Below are 17,895 nucleotides of genomic sequence, written 5' to 3' on the forward strand. Positions count from 1 at the left end.
AACTTTGTATGCTTTTGGCAGCCTGGTATTTGGTGCACTGTAATGCACTGAAAGGCAGATATTAATATATACTATTATTAAAGATGAAGTTATCTCAATTTAAATTCAACTTACCAGAATCATTACTTGCTTCTGAACCTTCTGAAAATCGTGACGAATCACGCTTGATGGTCCTACATAGAGATACTGGTAAAATTGAACACAAAATTTTCAAAGATGTATTGGATTATTTCGATGACAAGGATGTCATGATCTTAAACAATACTAAAGTTTTTCCAGCGCGCCTTTACGGTAATAAAGAAAAAACTGGAGCGACGATTGAAGTTTTCTTGTTGCGTGAATTGAACAATGAACTTCGTCTTTGGGATGTATTGGTAGACCCTGCGCGTAAAATCCGTGTAGGCAACAAATTATATTTCGGTGATGATGATTTATTGGTTGCCGAAGTGGTTGACAATACAACTTCTCGTGGTCGTACAATTAGATTTTTATTTGACGGTACCGATGAAGAGTTCCGCCGTAATATCGAAATCTTAGGTGAAACTCCGCTTCCTAAATATATCAAGCGTAAAGCTACACCGGAAGATAAATTCCGTTATCAAACAATCTATGCAAAAAATGAAGGGGCTGTCGCTGCACCTACAGCGGGACTTCACTTCTCCAGAGAGTTAATGAAACGCTTGGAACTAAAAGGCGTTGATTTTGCAGAAGTTACTCTTCACGTTGGGCTTGGAACTTTCCGTACCGTTGAAGTCGAAGATTTAACCAAACATAAGATGGATTCCGAACAGTTTATCATCACTGATGAGGCTGCGCGCGTTGTTAATAAAGCTATCGATAACAAACGTCGTGTGTGTGCTGTAGGAACGACTTCTATGCGTGCAATAGAATCTTCTGTTTCTGCAGACCATCACTTAAAAGCGGCTTCTGACTGGACCAGTAAGTTCATCTACCCTCCTTACGATTTCAGTATTGCAAACTCGATGATTACAAACTTCCACACGCCAGAATCTACACTTTTGGTGATGATTGCTGCTTTCGCTGGTTACGAAAACGTCATGAATGCATACGAAGTTGCAGTAAAAGAAAAATACAGATTCTATAGCTATGGTGATGCCATGTTAATTATCTAATGATTTGATATAACAAAAACAGAAAACGTGGATGGCTTCCTAACTATCCACGTTTTTTTTAAATAAAAACCCTTCAATAATACCATGAATTTTGCCATAATCGTTGCTGCAGGAATCGGAAACAGGATGAAAAGCGATCTTCCAAAGCAGTTTCTTAACTTGGATGGGCTGCCGATCGTGATGCATACTATTGATCGCTTCTATCAATCCAACACCATTTCAGAAGTTATCTTGGTAATCAGTGAAGCAATGGAAAGCTATTGGAACCAGTTATGTGTAAAGTATCAGTTTGACAGACCAATACATATTGCATTTGGCGGAAAAACTCGTTTCGAAAGCGTAAAGAACGGTATAGACTACATTAAACAAAACTTCGACATTGGTCCTAAAGATTACATCGCCGTACACGATGGAGCTCGTCCGATTATTTCGGACGATTTAATTAGAAAGGCTTTTCAGGGAGCTTACGAACACCAAGCAATTGTATTGGCACAAAAGAGTGTTGAATCGGTGCGTTTAGGAAATATATCCACAAATACCGCCACAGATAGAAATCAGATTTGGCTGATACAAACTCCACAAGTCTTCCTCGGAGCATTGTTGTTAAAATCCTACCAACAAGATGAAGATCCACTTTTTACAGATGATGCTTCAGTGGTCGAAAAAACGGGCAAAAGTATTTATATTGTTGAAGGTGATTCTAAGAATATAAAAATCACCTATCCCCAAGACTTACAAATTGCCCAACTTTATTTAAAACTAATTTAAATGGTTAAGCATTGCCACGAATAACACGTAGTAATACAACGATAATTGCAATCACCAAAAGAATGTGGATGATATTATTTCCAGCCGCATAACCTCCAAAAAAGCTTATCGCCCAAATGATAACTAAAATAACGGCGATGATGTACAGTAAATTTCCCATTTCCTTATAATTTAATACCTAATTTATTTTTTATAGGTATAACAACGAAAAAGGACTATAGTTTTATATTAAATAGATTAGGTTATATCCAACTGTAATCTGTCATAGGCTAGAAACATATTTTCGGGCAATTCTCCTGAAACAACTTCATGCAATCCCATTCGATGCCCAATATGTGTAAAATAGGTTTTGTCGGCATGAATATCATCGGCAAATTCAATCGCCTCTTCCAACGTTAAATGTGAAATATGAGATTCCTTCTGTAAAGCATTTACGACAAGAATCTTTACTCCTTCCAATAATTTTCTTGATTCGTCAGAAATGAACTTCGCATCAGTAATATAGGCGAAATCTCCAATTCTAAAGCCCAACACAGGCATTTTATAATGCAGGACTTCGATAGGCATAATTTCCTTTCCGAATAAAGACAATGGCACACCAGCCTTTATCTCTTCCAAATCCAGTCTAGGCGCTCCTGGGTATTTAATTTCCGTAAATGCATAATAAAATTCACGCTTTAGTGCTTCATGAAGTGCTTCGGTGCCGTAAATTGAAATAGAACTATGCTGCTGATAATTAAACGCTCTAACATCGTCCAGTCCCGCAATATGATCTTTATGTGAGTGCGTCATTAATACGGCGTCCAAATGCATAACTTTCTCGCGCAGCATCTGGTATCTAAAATCAGGACCGGTATCGACAACCAATGTATGCTGATTGTATTCAATAAGAATAGAAGAACGTAATCTCTTATCACGTTTGTCTTCAGATTGACAGACCTGACATTGGCATGCTATTACTGGCACCCCTTGTGATGTTCCGGTTCCTAAAAATGTTATTCTCAAGCTACAATTTTTGATTTCAACACATCTTCATATAGTGGAAGAAATTTTTCAGAAATAACCTCCGAATCAATATCAATATCCAGTAATATATTCCACAGTGACTGGATTTTTATTTCAAGATTCGAAAACTTATTGACTACGACCACTTTTGTCGTCTGCAACATACAGGCACCGGTACGAAAGGAACCTTTCTCGTACCTCACTTTATACCCCTGCTCTTTGAAAAACTCCTCTATTTTCGTTAAACTGCTTTGTGTAAACGGTAACAAAATCTCTCCTCCTTTTAAATTTCTACCTCAGTCTCCCAAACTTAGATAAATTTGATTTTATATACAAATAAAATCACGAATGTCAATCAATCGACCAACTTAAGGAGTTCATTGCCAAAAGTATCCCAGCTATATTTCTTTTTCTCGTCAATAATATTTGTTCTAAATTGCTCTTCTTTATTGTAGTGGTAAAATGAAAAAATACCGTCGGCCATTTGACGGGCATCAGGTTCCACGACATAACCAACATACTCATGCTGAACTAATTCAGGCAATCCCCCAACGTTACTGACAATCATCGGTAAATCAAAATGATAAGCAACCTGCGTAATTCCACTCTGTGTAGCACTCCGATAGGGCAAGACCACACAATCTGCCGCTGAAAAATACCTTCCGACCTCCTGATTAGGAATAAAATCAGTATGCATAAAAATAAACTCTTCCAGTTTATACTTTTTTATAAGGTTCAAATAAGGAGCAGGGTCACCATAAAATTCGCCTGCGAGCAGCAATTTCACCCCAAGGGTACGTATTCTGGGATCAGCCAATGCCTCCAGGAGGATATCCAAACCCTTGTATTGACGAATAAAACCAAAAAACAATACGACTTTATCCCCCTCGGCAATCTTAAGTAATCGACGTGCTTCCTTTTTACTCTGATGTACACCATAGTTATCATAGAGTGGATGCGGCGTATATACCGCTGGCATTTTCGGGCTTAACATTTTCAGATCTGCCAGCACACTTTTACTCATGGTGAGACAAGCATCAACAGACTTTAAAAAATAACGAATCAATAAGCTATCCCCTATCCGTTGTTCATGAGGAATGATATTATCAGCGATGCATACAATCTTAGTATGTTTATTTTTTCGAACTTGTCGTTGAATTGTTCCCAAACAAGGTCCAAAAAACGGCATCCAAAATCGTACAATAAGCAAATCATAATTTGCCTTTTTTAGTTCTTTACCTACCTTAATCCAATTAAATGGATTAATGGAATTGACCGTGGTCTTAATATGAAGGCCAGTTGGTGCTGGCTCATCCGAATATTGAGACTTTCCGGGAAAAAGGAAATTAGGATACTGTAAGCTGAAAGAATAGATGTCCACTTCATGCCCTGCTTCCTGAAAGTGAAATGCCAATCGTTCATTAAAAGATGCTATCCCACCGCCCCTTAACGGATAAGCGGACCCTAAAATCACAATTCGCATAATTAATTAAATGACTTTCTCAATTTGATAATCATTCCGATCGGAGCTGCTTCTAGACACTAATTCAGCCAAAAAACCAGTCAGAAATAATTGTGTTCCCAAAATAATCGCTGTCAGCGCAAAGAAAAATAAAGGTTGATCTGTTATATCTCTAAATGGTGTGCCGCTGGCGATACTCATCAATTTGTGGCAAATTAAATAAATGGAGATAAATAAACCTGCAAGAAAACTAATCACGCCCATAACACCAAAAAAGTGCATCGGTCTTTTCGAAAATTTCCCGACAAAAAATATGGATAATAAATCTAAGAAACCTTTCACAAAACGACCCGGGCCAAATTTGGTGGTACCATATTTACGTGGGTAATGCTGTACTACCTGTTCCTGTATATTGGTAAATCCTGCCCATTTTGCAATAACAGGGATGTAACGATGCATCTCGCCATAAACTTCGATGTTTTTGACAACATCTTTCTTATAAGCTTTAAGACCACAATTAAAATCATGCAGGTTATAAATTCCAGACATCGATCTTGTCACCCCATTGAATAATTTGGTTGGGATTGTTTTGGTCAATGGGTCATAGCGTTTTTGCTTCCAACCCGATACTAAATCCGCTCCCTTATTCACGATCCGATCATACAGTTCAGGAATCTCATCTGGACTATCCTGTAGATCTGCATCCATTGTAATAACCACATCGCCCTGTGCAGCAGCAAAGCCTACATTTAAAGCCGCAGATTTTCCGTAATTGCGTCGGAACTTTATCGCAGAAATATTCGTGTTCTTTAACTTCAACTCTTCGATAACTTTCCAAGAATTATCTTTACTCCCATCATCAACTAAAATAATTTCATAGGAAAAATGATTGGCCGCCATAACGCGGTCGATCCAAGCTGTCAATTCGGGTAAGGATTCTTCTTCATTAAATAAAGGAACAACAACAGAAATATCCATGTGAATGTTAATCATGCTAAAAATGTAGTATTATAATACCAACAAAGGTATTACTTTTTCAGTAATACCTTATAGGGTCAATTTTATTTTATTAAACACTAATTGGTCTCTTGTTTGATCACCAATTTTTCTCGTTTTGTCAAGGCTGATAATAGTAATGCAAAAACAAATTGAAACATCAGCGTGATAGCCAACCCTTTGAGCACCTGCCCTAACGTTATCTTTCCAATAGCATCAACTTGCTTTTCAAGTTCCGCGATTTTTGAATCGATAACCTCATCCGGCACATTGTTCTTTTCCATATACTCAATTGTAACATTAATTGTATGTGTCTCCACCTTTTCTTGTAAAGTTGGATTAATGAAATTAACATACGCCTGTGTCCCAATTGTTGAAATAATAGTGGAAATAGCAAGCATCATAAATATGGATTTTAATGCTATAGAAAAATTCCAGTATCCGCCATTTGCTTTCCTAAGAGAGAAAGCGAAAAGCGCAGAAATAATAACAAAAAGACCAGTATTAACAATAAATGACATCGACATTACCCCCCAAAAGGAATTTAAGTCTTTGACAACAAACAAGACGACTAATCCGAGAATGAAAGAAATTATTCCCAGGATAACACCGTAAATAATACTTTTCTTTTTGTCAATTACCGCATCAAATCCTACATTACTTTGGTTGATTGAATCTGCCATAAAAATTATTTGTTATAGTAAGTACTAATTATTTGGTAAAGTGCAATATCAAATGCCTTATTGGAAGACGCTTCTGCATACTCTTCAAATTGTTTTTCAGATGGTTTCAACTCACTAAAGAAGCTCATGATAGGATAAAAAAGTTCGTAGACTTCACTTCTCGGATTTAATCCTTTTCCTACTTTTGCAATTTCAGCATACGGGCTATCTACTACAATTTGATTGGCAATGATATCTTCATAAATTTCATGCTCATCCTGAAATTCATCTTCATCAACTAATAAAAATTCCTTTAAGAAATCATCCAATTCAGGTTCAATCTCATCGTCCTTGCATTCCCCTAAATAAAGAAAAATATTCAACAATTCTGTTCCCCTATCTATAGTTTCATCTTCTATAGCCTCCCATTCCTCGGAATCCAAATAGTCATCTTCAAGCTTTAAAACATCATTGGAGAAAAAGTTCATGAGTAAAAGGTCTACATAAACCTCACGCAACTCATCAAAAAGTGGATAATCATCAAAAGATTGATCCAACAGTTCTAATTTCTCTAAATAACTTGCTTCCGTATTGAATACGGCAATAATCTTTTCAAGAAATTCCGGGGCAGTCGAGATCCCATCAACCTTGCCATAATTTAATATACCTGCCTCAACGGCTGCTTTAATATTTGCTTCCATGGTTTTAATCGTTTTTTATGATTTGATTATTATTGATGATCAATTCGACAGCACCTTTTAAAGTCTGTCCAAATAATGGAGAATTTTTAGATTTAGATCTATTTGTTGTTTCATCGAAGTTCCAAGTCTTCACAGGGTCAAATACGACAAGATTGGCTATTGCTCCCTCCTCAATAAGAGGAACTTCAAGTCCTAGAATCTGCCGGGGTCTAACTGAAAGACTATTGACAATTTGTTCTTCATTTAATCCAGCACGAACCAAGAGTGGTAATACGGTCTGCAGTCCAATAATTCCATTTTTTGCAATATGGAATTCAACATTCTTAAATTCTATTTCATGCGGTGTGTGTTGCGAAACGACAGCATCGATAGTACCGTCCTTAACGCCTTTAAGTAATACCTTCAGATCTGCCTTTGTGCGTAATGGGGGGCTTACCTTATAATTACTATCAAAACCGACAATATCATCGTCAGTAAACACCAATTGATGTGCAGCAACATCACATGTTACTGGAAGACCTTTTGCTTTCGCTTTTTTTATCAGATCGACAGCTTCTGGAGTGCTGATGGATGCAAAATGAATTGGAGCTCCAGTATATTCCGCTAAATACAGATCACGAGAAACCATTAACGATTCGGCCAGGTTAGGAATACCTTTCATTCCCAAATAAGTACTCATCTCACCTTCATTCATTTTGTTTCCACCTGCCATAGACTCATCTTCAGCATGTGAAAAAATCAATCCATCGAATCCTTTAGCGTATAACAACGCTCTGCTCATTAATCCCGCCTGCTGTACACTCCTGTTTCCATCACTAAAAGCGACAGCACCCGTTTGCTTCATATCAAATAGCTCGGCCAGTTCTTTCCCTTCTCTCTTTTTACTGATCGCTCCAATTGGATGTACATCAACAATATTTCCTTTCGCTGTATTGACAATAAGTGCAACCTCGGAACGGCTTTGAATCGCCGGTTCGGTATTAGGCATTACGGCTATTCCAGTAAATCCTCCAGCAGCAGCTGCTGCGCTTCCACTAACGATGTCTTCTTTGGTTTCTAATCCAGGTTCTCCAAAATTGGCATGTAGGTCAAAAAAACCTGGCGCTAAAACTTTTCCGGCACCATCTAAGGTTTCTATGTTTTTATCAGCTACTTTGACAGATTTTCCAATCTGTGCAATCTTTCCCTTTTCGATAAATACATCAACTTGCTGCTGATGAAATTCGTTACCAGGTAAAATTACTTTAACAGAAGTAATCAATAAGCTTTTCATATATGAATGTGATTGAAATTAAAAGGATACAACTTATTTATCGAAGCGGGTAGCGTGCGCAGTAAGAATGGACAGACAGTGGCTTTATCACTATAAATCATATAGCTATAAATAACTTTTTCGCGTGATGCTCGTGATTGCTTCATTTCGAGAAACAAAGTTACAAAATACAAATTTATTATAGAACATTAAAAATAGATTTCAACGAGGAATAACTAGGCATTTTCTCCCCACTGATAATGTTTAAATTCAAACCCAGCAAGACTCAAAATCCGATCAACCACGGTTTCTGCGACTTCGTCCAAAGTCTTTGGTAAGCTATAGAATGAAGGTGATGCCGGACAAATGATACCTCCGGCCTCTGTCACCAATTTCATGTTCTGGATATGTATAATACTTAGTGGTGTCTCACGGGTAACCAAAATCAATCTTCGTCGTTCTTTTAGCACGACATCGGCCGCTCGGGTTGTCAAATCAGAAGACACACCGTGGGCTATCCTTGATAATGTCCCCATTGAACACGGACAGACAATCATCGTATCATAGCGAGCCGATCCTGATGCAAAAGGAGCAAAGAAATCACCCTTGTCATAAAACTTGAACGGCACATCCTGATAACTCTCATCGCCCAACTCCGCACGCCATACATCCTTCGCATTATTCGACATCACAATCCCAACCTCTGCGATCTGTGTTTTTAATACCAATAGTTTTTTAAGTAAAACTTTAGCATAGATTGAGCCGCTAGCTCCAGTAATGGCAACAACAATTTTTCTCTTAGACATCTCTTTTAAAATAATAAAAACAAAGCTATAAAAAAAGGGTCGTAGTGAGAAACACCCGACCCTACATCTACCTATGAAAAACATGCCCTTGGGAGGGGCTTAACAAAAGTACATCTACTTTTTAATTTACAAAAACATTATGCGCATTACTACACATTTGTGTATATAAAATACCCTAAAAATTCCTTTTTCCCAGATTTTAAGATCCAATTCACCCCGCAAAAAAAAACTTCTTCCAAATTTCAGTTCAATCCAAAGGAAAATTAAATACAAATATTTTCGCAAATCAAACGCTTATTCTCATCAATAAAGTCTATTTTAGTAACAACGTTAGACAATTTGTTAAGACATGAACCTTTCCGTTTTAGAACAATATATTGAAGAAGGCAAAAGCCATGATATCGACTTATTATTGATTGGGAATCCCGAACTTTTACAAGAAACAACGAGTCATGGAATTTCTCCCCTACTATTGGCTTGCTATTACAACAAACCCCAGATCATACGGATACTTTTACAACACACCAAATCCATGACTATCCATGAGGCTTGCGCGGCTGGGTTAACTTCATACTTGGAGGCCATTATTTCGCAAGCACCATCTGTTGTCAATGAATGGTCGTCACAGGGCTTTACGCCATTAACTTTAGCAACATATTTCAACAAAACAGATATTGTACGTCTTTTACTGTCCAAAAAAGTCAATCCGAATGTCGTAACCAAAAATGAACAACTCACCACTGCGCTACATATTGCCGCTGCAAACAACAATGAAGAGATCGGTAAGTTGCTAATCGAGGCCAATGCTAATGTCAATGCCATTCAAGCGACTGGCGAAACCCCACTTCATTTCGCTGCCCAATATGGTAATATCGATTTTATTGTTGCCTTACTCGAAAATGGAGCCGACACCAGAATCATCAATATTTCAGGGTTAGCTCCAATGGACCTGGCCTTTGAAAAAGGCCATAAAGAGATCGCAGAGATCTTAAAAAATTAATTTCTTTTTAAAATTTCGCATCCGATTCTGCAATGAAGGCAGCGTTTCCGATCACAGTAAAATCTCTTTAATTGTAAAATCCCCTGACTTTGCAATGCGCTTTGAACTTGCCAATCATATTGGGCAAACTGTCTCACAACCATATTTTTTTCTGAAGGAAGCTGCTCCAAAAGAGTTAGGGCCCTATCAATATAGGTCTGAATACTGAAATATTTACCGTATGAAAAAAGAAAAACAATAATCACATTAATAACAAGCGTGTCAATAGTTTCATTACTCAACCGAAGTGTTTCTTTTATCTTCGTTTTTGTACCAAAGGAAAAATGTCCGTCAAAATAATCACTTAGAGACGCTATCTTAAATAATTTTCGAGCTCTTTCCAAATCATCGACAGCCAAAATCTTGGCAACGCCCAACTCGTTCTTGCTAAACAAGACAGCTAATTGAGCAATTCGCCGTTCGGGAAAATTATATGGTCTCATTCTCATCCTCTTCCAAACCCCATAAACAACCTCTATACCGTGTATATGCTTTTGATACTCAAATTCACCGGCTAACTGCTTCATATACTCGCTTCCTGACTCCTGAATTAACAACCCACTAACCCCAAAGAAAAGAGCTTCTATTTTAAATAGGTTTGAACGATATTTTTGTAAAATGTTCCAAGGTAATTACTCCCCAAGCTCCTGAAATGTATCGGCATTAACTTTTAATCCTATACATCTGCAAATCCATACCCATAACGTTTTTTCCCAATCCGTATTAAATTGATCTAAAATCAACAAAACTTGTTGAACCTTCATTTCTAGGCGTTCAACAGCTAAAGTACTCAGCCACATGGATTTTTTAAAAAGATCAATTGAACCAAGCTGAAACTCACAAGGTATCGAACTTTTTGCGTTCATCATCGTTGAATACCGTTCCAACAGATGCTGTTCGACATATTCCGAAAGCACCAATGTCGGTATTGATGTACCGTCATTTCGGTAAATAACTTTATCGTTTCTCCAAACCACATGTAAGATAACGTTATTATAAACGGTATCTTCTTGATGACAATGTCGATCCCAATCCGAAGATTGGATATGCATCTCGACATGACCAAACCAATCATTATCTTTACACCTAATATGTGACATGAGGAAATCGGGGCCTGAATCTGTATTGTATTGCCCCACATGAACAACGGCCAAGGGTTCACCATCCGTAGAATGCAACCCATTTGCACGGAATAGCCGAAGTTTCCAGATAAACTGCATTAAGTTTTCTGTAACTAACATAATTGTAATTTAAGAATTAAATTAACCGGCTATGGCTTAATTCCCTAAATATACAATTTAATAATCACTGTTTCTTATAGATCTTTAAAAGATCATTGGAAACCAATTTACTTTCAAGCAATTGTCCACTAAATTGTGGAGCCGTAATTCCATTAAATAGCTTTGTTTCGGTTTCAAACACCCTCGCCTCATCCCAGAGATCCGCATCGATAAACATGTGCAGCGTAGCACGCCCTCCTTCAATGATGATTGACTGAACATCCATTAAATATAGTTGATAAAGAATATTCTGCGGCAGATACAACCCGTAATTTTCAAGCTCAATATACTTAACATTTGCTGTCCAATCTGTCTTTTTAGCATTGAAGACGATTGTATCAGCTTGATCATCTAGAATATTGGCATCTAGTGGAATGGCAAGATCTCTATCTAAAAGAATACGCAATGGGTTGTTACCCTGCCATTCTCTTACGGTCAGACTGGGATTATCTACAACTGCGGTATTTGTACCGACCAAAATAGCATCTTCCTCTGATCTCCAGCGGTGAACCAACTGTCGGCTAGCAGCATTGCTTAACCAAATTTGTTTATTTTGCATCCCCATAAAACCGTCCTTCGACTGCGCCCATTTTAGAATAACATAGGGGCGGAATTGACCAATACGTGTAAAAAACCGACGGTTGAGCCATACAGCCTCTTTTTCCAGTAAACCAATTTCAACTTCAATACCTGCTTCGCGCAGTATCTCAACTCCCTTGCCATTCACCTTGGCGAAAGGGTCCAAACAAGCGATATAGACTTTTAAGGGTTTTAGCTCTGCAATCATATTGGCACATGGCGGTGTCTTTCCATAATGCGCGCAAGGTTCAAGGCTAACATAAAAAATACTTCCCTCGATAAGCCGTTTTGCTTCTTCCCCATACTTTTGTACAACCTGCTGTACCGCATTGACCTCAGCGTGTGGTCCACCATATGGAGAAGTATATCCTTCACCGATAATTTTACCGTCCAAAACAATGACAGCCCCAACCATTGGATTGGGACTCACTGAACCCGCGCCCATTTGGGCCAGTTCCAAACAACGATGCATATATTGCTTGTGCATATCCATGGATACAAATCTATGAAAATCGTACCTTTGACACATGAAAATACTTCAAGATTTCGAATTATTATTTCAACATGAGCTTCAGGGGTTATATGATGAGGATGAAATAAAAGCAATATTCTTAGTGGTTGTTGCCGAAAAGTTTGGGTTAAATAGAACCAATTATCAATTGAGAAAAACAGATATCGTCAAGGAGGCGGATAAGGCTGAAGTACTTAGCATCCTTCAGAATCTAAAAAAGCACAGACCTATACAGTACATACTCAATAAAGCAGATTTTTATGGTGAAGTTTTCCAGGTCAATGAATCGGTCCTCATTCCACGCCAGGAAACTGAAGAACTTGTCGATCTGATCATCAAAAACCACAAATCTTCTCAAAACCTAAAAATTATAGATATCGGAACTGGCTCTGGCTGCATCCCGATCACCTTATCAAAGCATCTCAATAATGCCCTAGTAACAACGATAGACATCTCAAAAGAGGCGATAAAAACAGCACAAGAAAATGCTAAGAATTTAAAAACTCAGGTTCAATTTATCAATGCGGATATATTTGAATGGGAATACATTTTCTCCGACCAACATTATAATATCATTGTATCCAATCCGCCCTATATTACCCCGGGAGAAAAGCAGCACATGAATCAAAACGTATTGGCTTATGAACCTGAGCTCGCATTATTCATTGAAGAAAGCGCTCCATTGATTTTTTATGATGTTATTTCATCCTTTGCTTTGAAACATTTAACCCCAGATGGAGATCTATATTTTGAAATCAATCAATATCTCGGTCCAGAAATGAAGGAACTTATGGTCAAAAAAGGATTTGAACAGGTCAAACTCATAAAAGATATCAATGGAGCAGACCGAATAATCCATGCAAAAAAAGCGCGATAAAAAAAATAATCCGTTTATTTATTAAGCAGTTAAGGCCTTTTCGTCAAAATTTGCATGCTATAATTTGGCATATATCAAAAGAAATTCTACCTTTGCATCACTTTCAAAAACAGAAAGGATTCCGTAGCTCAGCTGGTAGAGCAATACACTTTTAATGTATGGGTCCTGGGTTCGAATCCCAGCGGGATCACTAAAGAAAAGCTAATCGCAGGATTAGCTTTTTTTGTTTAACACTTGCGGAAAACTTCTTTTTCATCAACAACGCTTTTCTTGATCTCCATTTGAAAACATGTTTTTTATCTTATCTTTATAATTTCAAGAATTTTCGGGCTTAATACATTAAAAACACTAACCGATAATTCAATAATAATTCTAGCGCCATCTTACCATCGTATTGACGCTAGAACAAATTACAATCAATGAAAGAGGATCGAGCACATGAAGAGATTTACGTTAAAAGAGATTGGCCAACAGTTAAACCTATCTCCAGGAACCATTTCCAAAGCACTAAACGATAGCCATGAAATAAGCGCAGAAACAAAAAAGTTAATTTTAGATTTCACGCAGAAAATTAATTATATACCAAATTTCTCCGCAAAAAGCTTAAAAACGGGGCGATCAAACACCCTAGCGATCATTGTTCCATTTATCTCAAGCTCTTTTTTCTTTGATTTTTACGAAGACATCTCCCTCATTCTATCGCAGACGAATTATAAACTCATCCTCTTGCAGACTTTTAACGATGAGAAAAAAGAAAAGGAAGCACTGGAACTTTGCATACAAAGCAATATCGAAGGAATAATCATTTCTCCTGTAAAAAATGATTCAAGTTTATCACTCTTGTTTTATATCATGGAACAGATCTGCCCTGTGATTATTTTTGACCGGATAAACCATCAACTCGACACCTTTAAAATCGGAATCCAAAACAACAAAGTCATCTATCAGGCAACAGAAGAAATGATCAAAAACAAACGCGAAAATATCATTCTTTTATTATGCAAAGATATCGGTGGAAATGTAAGCAGAATAAAAGGATATAAAGATGCCCTCTTTAATGCCTCTATTCCTTTTAAAGAAGAAAATATTGTTGAAATATCCTACTCAAGCCCCAAAGATAATATCGATGACGAACTGGAAAGCAAAATAAACACGTTATTAAATAAGCCCTCCGCTCCAAATGCACTCCTCTCAACGACAGACACCTTGTCGCTAAAAGTTTTGCACATATTAAATAAATTAGAGGTGAAAATTCCTGATGACATGAACTTAATTGGCTTTAGCAACACCCCTTTTGCCAACAGTCTCAACCCATCTTTAACAACAATCACCCAGCCAACACAGCTTATGGCAGAAAAATCGGTAGAACTTCTCTTGCAGATGTTAAAGAAAAAAAACAAAAAGAATTATTTCGAATTCGAGACGTATTTTTTGGACTGCAGTATCGAACACCGAAAATCTACATCATCCCTTTAAAGAAAAGGTCAAAACCCCACTAAGGAATTTTGACCTTTTCAGAAAATACCGATCTCTACTATTAACGATCGACTGCAACATCCACCAATTAAACCTTACTTAATCAATGATCGCAATGCATGGACAGGCAAATCTATTTTAGTATCATTGGATAGATTCCCGTTCAATGTTCCCCATTGCAAACTATCTAAACGGACAGATGATTTTCCTTCAGTTTTGATATTCAGAAGACCTACTTTGGCTTCAGGTCCCTTCCTATTGAAATAAACTTCTGAATTGTTTGCCACAATATCTGCACTTTTATAATTCGTACGCGGAAGTCCCAAAACACTATTCGTTGTGTTAACAAATAAACGACCGACAAGAGAATTCCCCTTACTGTCCGTCCCGCCAAGATCATCAATAGTGGAATTTGTCATGTTCAGATTCAATGTATTTATAACGGATTTCTCCGCAAGGGAAAATACCTCAACGCTATCACCTACGACAGTCAATTCGTTCAACCTGGCGGACAACTCGTTAATACCCGCATTTTTTAATTTTAAAACCCTAAGATCAGGTGAAAAAATATAGATTGACTTATACCCCCCCTCTCCTCCTGATAAAAGATCTAAGGTAAGATTGCCAGATTGATCGACATTCGCTTTCACAAAGTCGGCTTGACTTTTATTAACTTTAACCATAAACTTATCGCTTTTCACCCAATACAACCCTACACCGCTTGCATTGGTACCTACAATATAAAGCTTATCGAAAGCTGCCAAGGGGAACGACCGGTAATAAACATCCTTTGCACCTGGCTTGGATACCTCCTGCTAAACATCAGCATTGTATTTTTTCGCATCCACTCGATTTATACGAACAAGGTAGGACGCGACAAGCATCGGAACCGCGAATAAGCCTATTGCTAATCCCATTATTATTTTTGTACTTAATTTCATGACTCATTTTGATTAAAATTCTGACTTACAAACCGTCTATAACGTTGCTCTAACTCATCCAGACCGATTTCCAATAAATAAATATTACGAAAAAACAAGGGAAGATCTTCTTCTAGAAAAATTGCCTTTCTATATAACTTCACATTCTTCACCGATTCTTGTGTCAGAAAAAAACCGATCCCGCGCTTATTAGCTATAATTTCTTTCTGCTGCAACATATCATAGGTCCGCATAACAGTATTGGGGTTAACCTCCATCTGAACTGCCAATTCCCTTACTGAGGGGAGTTTTTCATCCACTTTCCAGGTCGCTAGCAAAATATGATCACATACGTACTCAGCAATCTGAAGGTAAATGGCTTTATTTGCATTGAACTCCATATTAAATCTCCTTTTCTTTCAACCTTAAAAAAGCAACCGCCCAAATCATTATGGCAAGCAACACTCCTACAGCGCCGATCAATGCAAAAATACGATTTGAATCAGACCAATAGTTATTATCCATTGTACCTACGGTATCTTGGGTCTGAGTCTTCATTAAGTAAACAAAAAGACACATCCAAACTACACAGTAAAGCACAAGAAAAATAGCCGTCTTTACATATTGATAGTTTTGGTAGACGATCCCACCAAGTAAGAAAATTGCATTCAGAAGAATTGGTACAAAACAAAAATAATAAGCCGGTTCAGGGTATTGAACCTTGAAAAAGTACTGCCATAGATCCACACTGACCGTCTCTCCTGATGGCTGTACTTCATTTACAACCACAGAACCAACGCTCCTCAAATAAGAAACAAATGCCAAATCGATCAAATAAAAGACCAATAAATATGAACCAATACTCACGACAACCGTATAGAATAAGCTGACCAGAAACTTTTCCAATTGTGACGCTGGAATCATCAGCTCAAAAATCGCCCGGGTCTTCTTCCCTAAATCAGCAAAATAACTGCTCGAGATAACCGTTACAAAAAAGAGTCCCAAGATACAAAACAACGGTGCTCTGAAATTTAGCAACGAATAAACAGTATTCTTTTTGATATCATCATAATTTGATCCCAAGTTAACTGCATAAAAACCAAAAATTACCCCGGCAATAATCCCTATTGACATCAGATAAATTCGCCCAAAACCAATCCATTGTCTTCGAATCAGTCCAAAAAAAACGCGTAGCATCAAATAGATTTGACATATTCATCATGTTTAATAAGGTCCGTAATTTTTTCCTTGCACTGTAACACTGCATTAAATAGCAACTCCAAATCCAGTTTCGAATCTTCTGCCGCCGAGTTTGGGAGAATAACATTAAAACCGCCTACTCCTTCTTCGGAATAGAGTGTATCCAAAGGCAACTCTCTTACTTTTTTAAAGCATAAGCGATCAGTAATCACATGCATCGGAGCGTTGAGTGCAACCTTATGATCATCAAGTAAAATAACAGCATCAATAAGATTATCCAGATCACGCACCTGATGTGTGGAGATAATTACACATCGATCATCAGTAATGGCAGAAGCCATGATCTTTCGAAACTGAACCTTAGAAGGAATATCCAAACCATTCGTTGGCTCATCCATGATGATCACTTTTGTGTTAGACGCTAAACCGAAAGAAATAATATATTTCTTTTTCTGTCCATAACTCATGCTTGCTAATTTTTGCTCAATGGGAATATCGAACTCACGAATAAGCTGATCAAAATATACCTGATCGAAGTTGGGGTAGAACCCTGCATTAGCCTTCAGAAACTGTTCTGATTTTACGGCAGGGAGATAAAACTCTTCCGGAATAAAACTAATCTCCCTTAACAAGGAAGGTTCCCTTCGATTAGGGTTATGCCCCAGCACATCAACTTGCCCCGAAACAGGATATACCAAACCGGCAATATTCTTAAGCAAAGTTGATTTGCCAGCACCATTCTTTCCCAATAGGCCATAGATATGCCCCTGCTTCAATTCAAGATCCATATGAAGAAAAAGGGGCCTTGATTTACTATAGTTGAAATTTAGATTTTGGATAGTAACCATACTACTGTATTATTTAATTAATACACCAATATAGAAACGGATTTTGTATAATTCCAAAAATATTTTAAAAAAAACACAGGCAGAGCTTTGCTTACGCTCAGGCATTATTTTAATTTAATAGCACAGATCGGACATAATAAAACATATACATTCAATTTATATAATAAACATAATACTATGATAAACAAATTGTTATTATAATAAATTATGAAATTCGTAATCAATAAAACATCATTTTTATCGATGTGCGTTATCCTTAAAAACAACACGCAAATCGCAACCACCTTCAAAAACCCGAAATAGCCGCATTCTCAGCTAAAACAAATCAAAACCACACAAACCCTTCGGGAATGACAAACATCACCTCAGAGAGGCTAAAA

The 17,895-nt window shown here is 37.4% G+C and carries 19 protein-coding genes, 1 tRNA gene and 1 pseudogene; 6 read left to right on the plus strand and 15 right to left on the minus strand.

Annotation, left to right across the window (positions count from 1 at the left end; genetic code table 11):
* Window positions 1-83: 83 nt before the first annotated feature.
* Window positions 84-1,133 (plus strand): tRNA preQ1(34) S-adenosylmethionine ribosyltransferase-isomerase QueA, encoded by a 1,050-nt coding sequence (gene queA / locus B4Z47_RS01005; protein WP_070567689.1) that lies wholly within the window; start codon window positions 84-86, stop codon window positions 1,131-1,133.
* Window positions 1,134-1,217: 84 nt separating this feature from the next.
* A complete protein-coding gene (locus B4Z47_RS01010; protein WP_115050707.1) occupies window positions 1,218-1,901 on the plus strand; it encodes a 2-C-methyl-D-erythritol 4-phosphate cytidylyltransferase in 684 nt (227 codons plus the stop codon).
* Window positions 1,902-1,905: 4 nt separating this feature from the next.
* Here the strand turns inward: B4Z47_RS01010 and B4Z47_RS01015 are convergent, their stop codons facing one another.
* The 9 genes from B4Z47_RS01015 to B4Z47_RS01055 form a co-directional block, all read right to left on the minus strand.
* A complete protein-coding gene (locus B4Z47_RS01015; RefSeq protein ID WP_104382583.1) occupies window positions 1,906-2,061 on the minus strand; it encodes a lmo0937 family membrane protein in 156 nt (51 codons plus the stop codon).
* 77 nt (window positions 2,062-2,138) lie between these two features.
* Window positions 2,139-2,906, minus strand: coding sequence for an MBL fold metallo-hydrolase (locus B4Z47_RS01020; protein ID WP_070567693.1), 768 nt, complete (start codon window positions 2,904-2,906; stop codon window positions 2,139-2,141).
* On the minus strand, window positions 2,903-3,175 hold the full coding sequence (locus tag B4Z47_RS01025; RefSeq protein ID WP_070567695.1) for a hypothetical protein: 273 nt from the start codon (window positions 3,173-3,175) through the stop codon (window positions 2,903-2,905). Before B4Z47_RS01025 ends, B4Z47_RS01020 begins: the two co-directional genes overlap by 4 nt.
* A gap of 86 nt (window positions 3,176-3,261) precedes the next feature.
* Window positions 3,262-4,389 (minus strand): glycosyltransferase, encoded by a 1,128-nt coding sequence (locus tag B4Z47_RS01030; protein WP_070567696.1) that lies wholly within the window; start codon window positions 4,387-4,389, stop codon window positions 3,262-3,264.
* Window positions 4,390-4,395: 6 nt separating this feature from the next.
* Complete coding sequence (locus B4Z47_RS01035) at window positions 4,396-5,346, minus strand: glycosyltransferase family 2 protein (RefSeq protein WP_046674669.1); 951 nt, start codon at window positions 5,344-5,346, stop codon at window positions 4,396-4,398.
* A gap of 98 nt (window positions 5,347-5,444) precedes the next feature.
* Window positions 5,445-6,047 (minus strand): DUF4199 domain-containing protein, encoded by a 603-nt coding sequence (locus B4Z47_RS01040; RefSeq protein WP_070567698.1) that lies wholly within the window; start codon window positions 6,045-6,047, stop codon window positions 5,445-5,447.
* Between the two features lie 5 nt (window positions 6,048-6,052).
* Complete coding sequence (locus B4Z47_RS01045) at window positions 6,053-6,727, minus strand: hypothetical protein (protein WP_070567700.1); 675 nt, start codon at window positions 6,725-6,727, stop codon at window positions 6,053-6,055.
* A gap of 4 nt (window positions 6,728-6,731) precedes the next feature.
* Window positions 6,732-8,000 (minus strand): dihydroorotase, encoded by a 1,269-nt coding sequence (locus B4Z47_RS01050; protein WP_115050705.1) that lies wholly within the window; start codon window positions 7,998-8,000, stop codon window positions 6,732-6,734.
* A 215-nt stretch (window positions 8,001-8,215) separates the two neighbouring features.
* Complete coding sequence (locus B4Z47_RS01055) at window positions 8,216-8,785, minus strand: UbiX family flavin prenyltransferase (RefSeq protein WP_070567704.1); 570 nt, start codon at window positions 8,783-8,785, stop codon at window positions 8,216-8,218.
* 349 nt (window positions 8,786-9,134) lie between these two features.
* Between B4Z47_RS01055 and B4Z47_RS01060 the strand changes: the two genes are divergently transcribed.
* Complete coding sequence (locus B4Z47_RS01060) at window positions 9,135-9,785, plus strand: ankyrin repeat domain-containing protein (protein WP_070567707.1); 651 nt, start codon at window positions 9,135-9,137, stop codon at window positions 9,783-9,785.
* On the opposite strand, the pseudogene B4Z47_RS01065 reads toward B4Z47_RS01060, so the two are convergent.
* Window positions 9,782-11,065: pseudogene (locus B4Z47_RS01065) on the minus strand (DUF2851 family protein). The gene B4Z47_RS01060 and the pseudogene B4Z47_RS01065 overlap by 4 nt on opposite strands.
* A 64-nt stretch (window positions 11,066-11,129) precedes the next feature.
* A complete protein-coding gene (gene ribD / locus B4Z47_RS01070) occupies window positions 11,130-12,176 on the minus strand; it encodes a bifunctional diaminohydroxyphosphoribosylaminopyrimidine deaminase/5-amino-6-(5-phosphoribosylamino)uracil reductase RibD (RefSeq protein ID WP_115050699.1) in 1,047 nt (348 codons plus the stop codon).
* A gap of 34 nt (window positions 12,177-12,210) precedes the next feature.
* On the opposite strand from ribD, the gene prmC reads away from it, so the two are divergent.
* From prmC to B4Z47_RS01085, 3 genes are all read left to right on the plus strand, one after another.
* Window positions 12,211-13,071, plus strand: a complete 861-nt coding sequence (gene prmC / locus B4Z47_RS01075) for a peptide chain release factor N(5)-glutamine methyltransferase (RefSeq protein WP_070567713.1) — start codon at window positions 12,211-12,213, stop codon at window positions 13,069-13,071.
* A 117-nt stretch (window positions 13,072-13,188) separates the two neighbouring features.
* Window positions 13,189-13,261: transfer RNA gene (locus B4Z47_RS01080), tRNA-Lys, on the plus strand.
* Window positions 13,262-13,509: 248 nt separating this feature from the next.
* Window positions 13,510-14,547 carry a LacI family DNA-binding transcriptional regulator gene (locus tag B4Z47_RS01085; RefSeq protein WP_112376135.1) on the plus strand — a complete coding sequence of 346 codons (1,038 nt, stop codon included), beginning with the start codon at window positions 13,510-13,512 and terminating at the stop codon, window positions 14,545-14,547.
* Window positions 14,548-14,642: 95 nt separating this feature from the next.
* Here the strand turns inward: B4Z47_RS01085 and B4Z47_RS01090 are convergent, their stop codons facing one another.
* From B4Z47_RS01090 to B4Z47_RS01105, 4 genes are all read right to left on the minus strand, one after another.
* Window positions 14,643-15,230: a hypothetical protein gene (locus B4Z47_RS01090; RefSeq protein WP_147282081.1), complete on the minus strand. Its 588-nt coding sequence runs from the start codon at window positions 15,228-15,230 to the stop codon at window positions 14,643-14,645.
* Window positions 15,231-15,484: 254 nt separating this feature from the next.
* Complete coding sequence (locus B4Z47_RS01095; protein WP_070567719.1) at window positions 15,485-15,868, minus strand: GntR family transcriptional regulator; 384 nt, start codon at window positions 15,866-15,868, stop codon at window positions 15,485-15,487.
* 1 nt (window position 15,869) lies between these two features.
* Window positions 15,870-16,664, minus strand: a complete 795-nt coding sequence (locus B4Z47_RS01100) for a hypothetical protein (protein ID WP_115050693.1) — start codon at window positions 16,662-16,664, stop codon at window positions 15,870-15,872.
* On the minus strand, window positions 16,664-17,515 hold the full coding sequence (locus B4Z47_RS01105; RefSeq protein WP_115050691.1) for an ATP-binding cassette domain-containing protein: 852 nt from the start codon (window positions 17,513-17,515) through the stop codon (window positions 16,664-16,666). The genes B4Z47_RS01100 and B4Z47_RS01105 overlap by 1 nt, the downstream gene beginning before the upstream one ends.
* Window positions 17,516-17,895: the final 380 nt, after the last annotated feature.

It is taken from the genome of Sphingobacterium sp. UBA2610 (genome assembly GCF_002339225.1).
GTDB lineage: Bacteria > Bacteroidota > Bacteroidia > Sphingobacteriales > Sphingobacteriaceae > Sphingobacterium > Sphingobacterium multivorum.

Coding starts and splice junctions, on each gene's coding strand:
- queA (WP_070567689.1), top strand. CDS start 84: ATGAAGTTATCTCAATTTAAATTCAACTTACCAGAATCATTACTTGCT.
- B4Z47_RS01010 (WP_115050707.1), top strand. CDS start 1,218: ATGAATTTTGCCATAATCGTTGCTGCAGGAATCGGAAACAGGATGAAA.
- B4Z47_RS01015 (WP_104382583.1), bottom strand. CDS start 2,061: ATGGGAAATTTACTGTACATCATCGCCGTTATTTTAGTTATCATTTGG.
- B4Z47_RS01030 (WP_070567696.1), bottom strand. CDS start 4,389: ATGCGAATTGTGATTTTAGGGTCCGCTTATCCGTTAAGGGGCGGTGGG.
- B4Z47_RS01035 (WP_046674669.1), bottom strand. CDS start 5,346: ATGGATATTTCTGTTGTTGTTCCTTTATTTAATGAAGAAGAATCCTTA.
- B4Z47_RS01040 (WP_070567698.1), bottom strand. CDS start 6,047: ATGGCAGATTCAATCAACCAAAGTAATGTAGGATTTGATGCGGTAATT.
- B4Z47_RS01045 (WP_070567700.1), bottom strand. CDS start 6,727: ATGGAAGCAAATATTAAAGCAGCCGTTGAGGCAGGTATATTAAATTAT.
- B4Z47_RS01050 (WP_115050705.1), bottom strand. CDS start 8,000: ATGAAAAGCTTATTGATTACTTCTGTTAAAGTAATTTTACCTGGTAAC.
- B4Z47_RS01055 (WP_070567704.1), bottom strand. CDS start 8,785: ATGTCTAAGAGAAAAATTGTTGTTGCCATTACTGGAGCTAGCGGCTCA.
- B4Z47_RS01060 (WP_070567707.1), top strand. CDS start 9,135: ATGAACCTTTCCGTTTTAGAACAATATATTGAAGAAGGCAAAAGCCAT.
- ribD (WP_115050699.1), bottom strand. CDS start 12,176: ATGGATATGCACAAGCAATATATGCATCGTTGTTTGGAACTGGCCCAA.
- prmC (WP_070567713.1), top strand. CDS start 12,211: ATGAAAATACTTCAAGATTTCGAATTATTATTTCAACATGAGCTTCAG.
- B4Z47_RS01085 (WP_112376135.1), top strand. CDS start 13,510: ATGAAGAGATTTACGTTAAAAGAGATTGGCCAACAGTTAAACCTATCT.
- B4Z47_RS01090 (WP_147282081.1), bottom strand. CDS start 15,230: ATGGTTAAAGTTAATAAAAGTCAAGCCGACTTTGTGAAAGCGAATGTC.
- B4Z47_RS01095 (WP_070567719.1), bottom strand. CDS start 15,868: ATGGAGTTCAATGCAAATAAAGCCATTTACCTTCAGATTGCTGAGTAC.
- B4Z47_RS01100 (WP_115050693.1), bottom strand. CDS start 16,664: ATGCTACGCGTTTTTTTTGGACTGATTCGAAGACAATGGATTGGTTTT.
- B4Z47_RS01105 (WP_115050691.1), bottom strand. CDS start 17,515: ATGGTTACTATCCAAAATCTAAATTTCAACTATAGTAAATCAAGGCCC.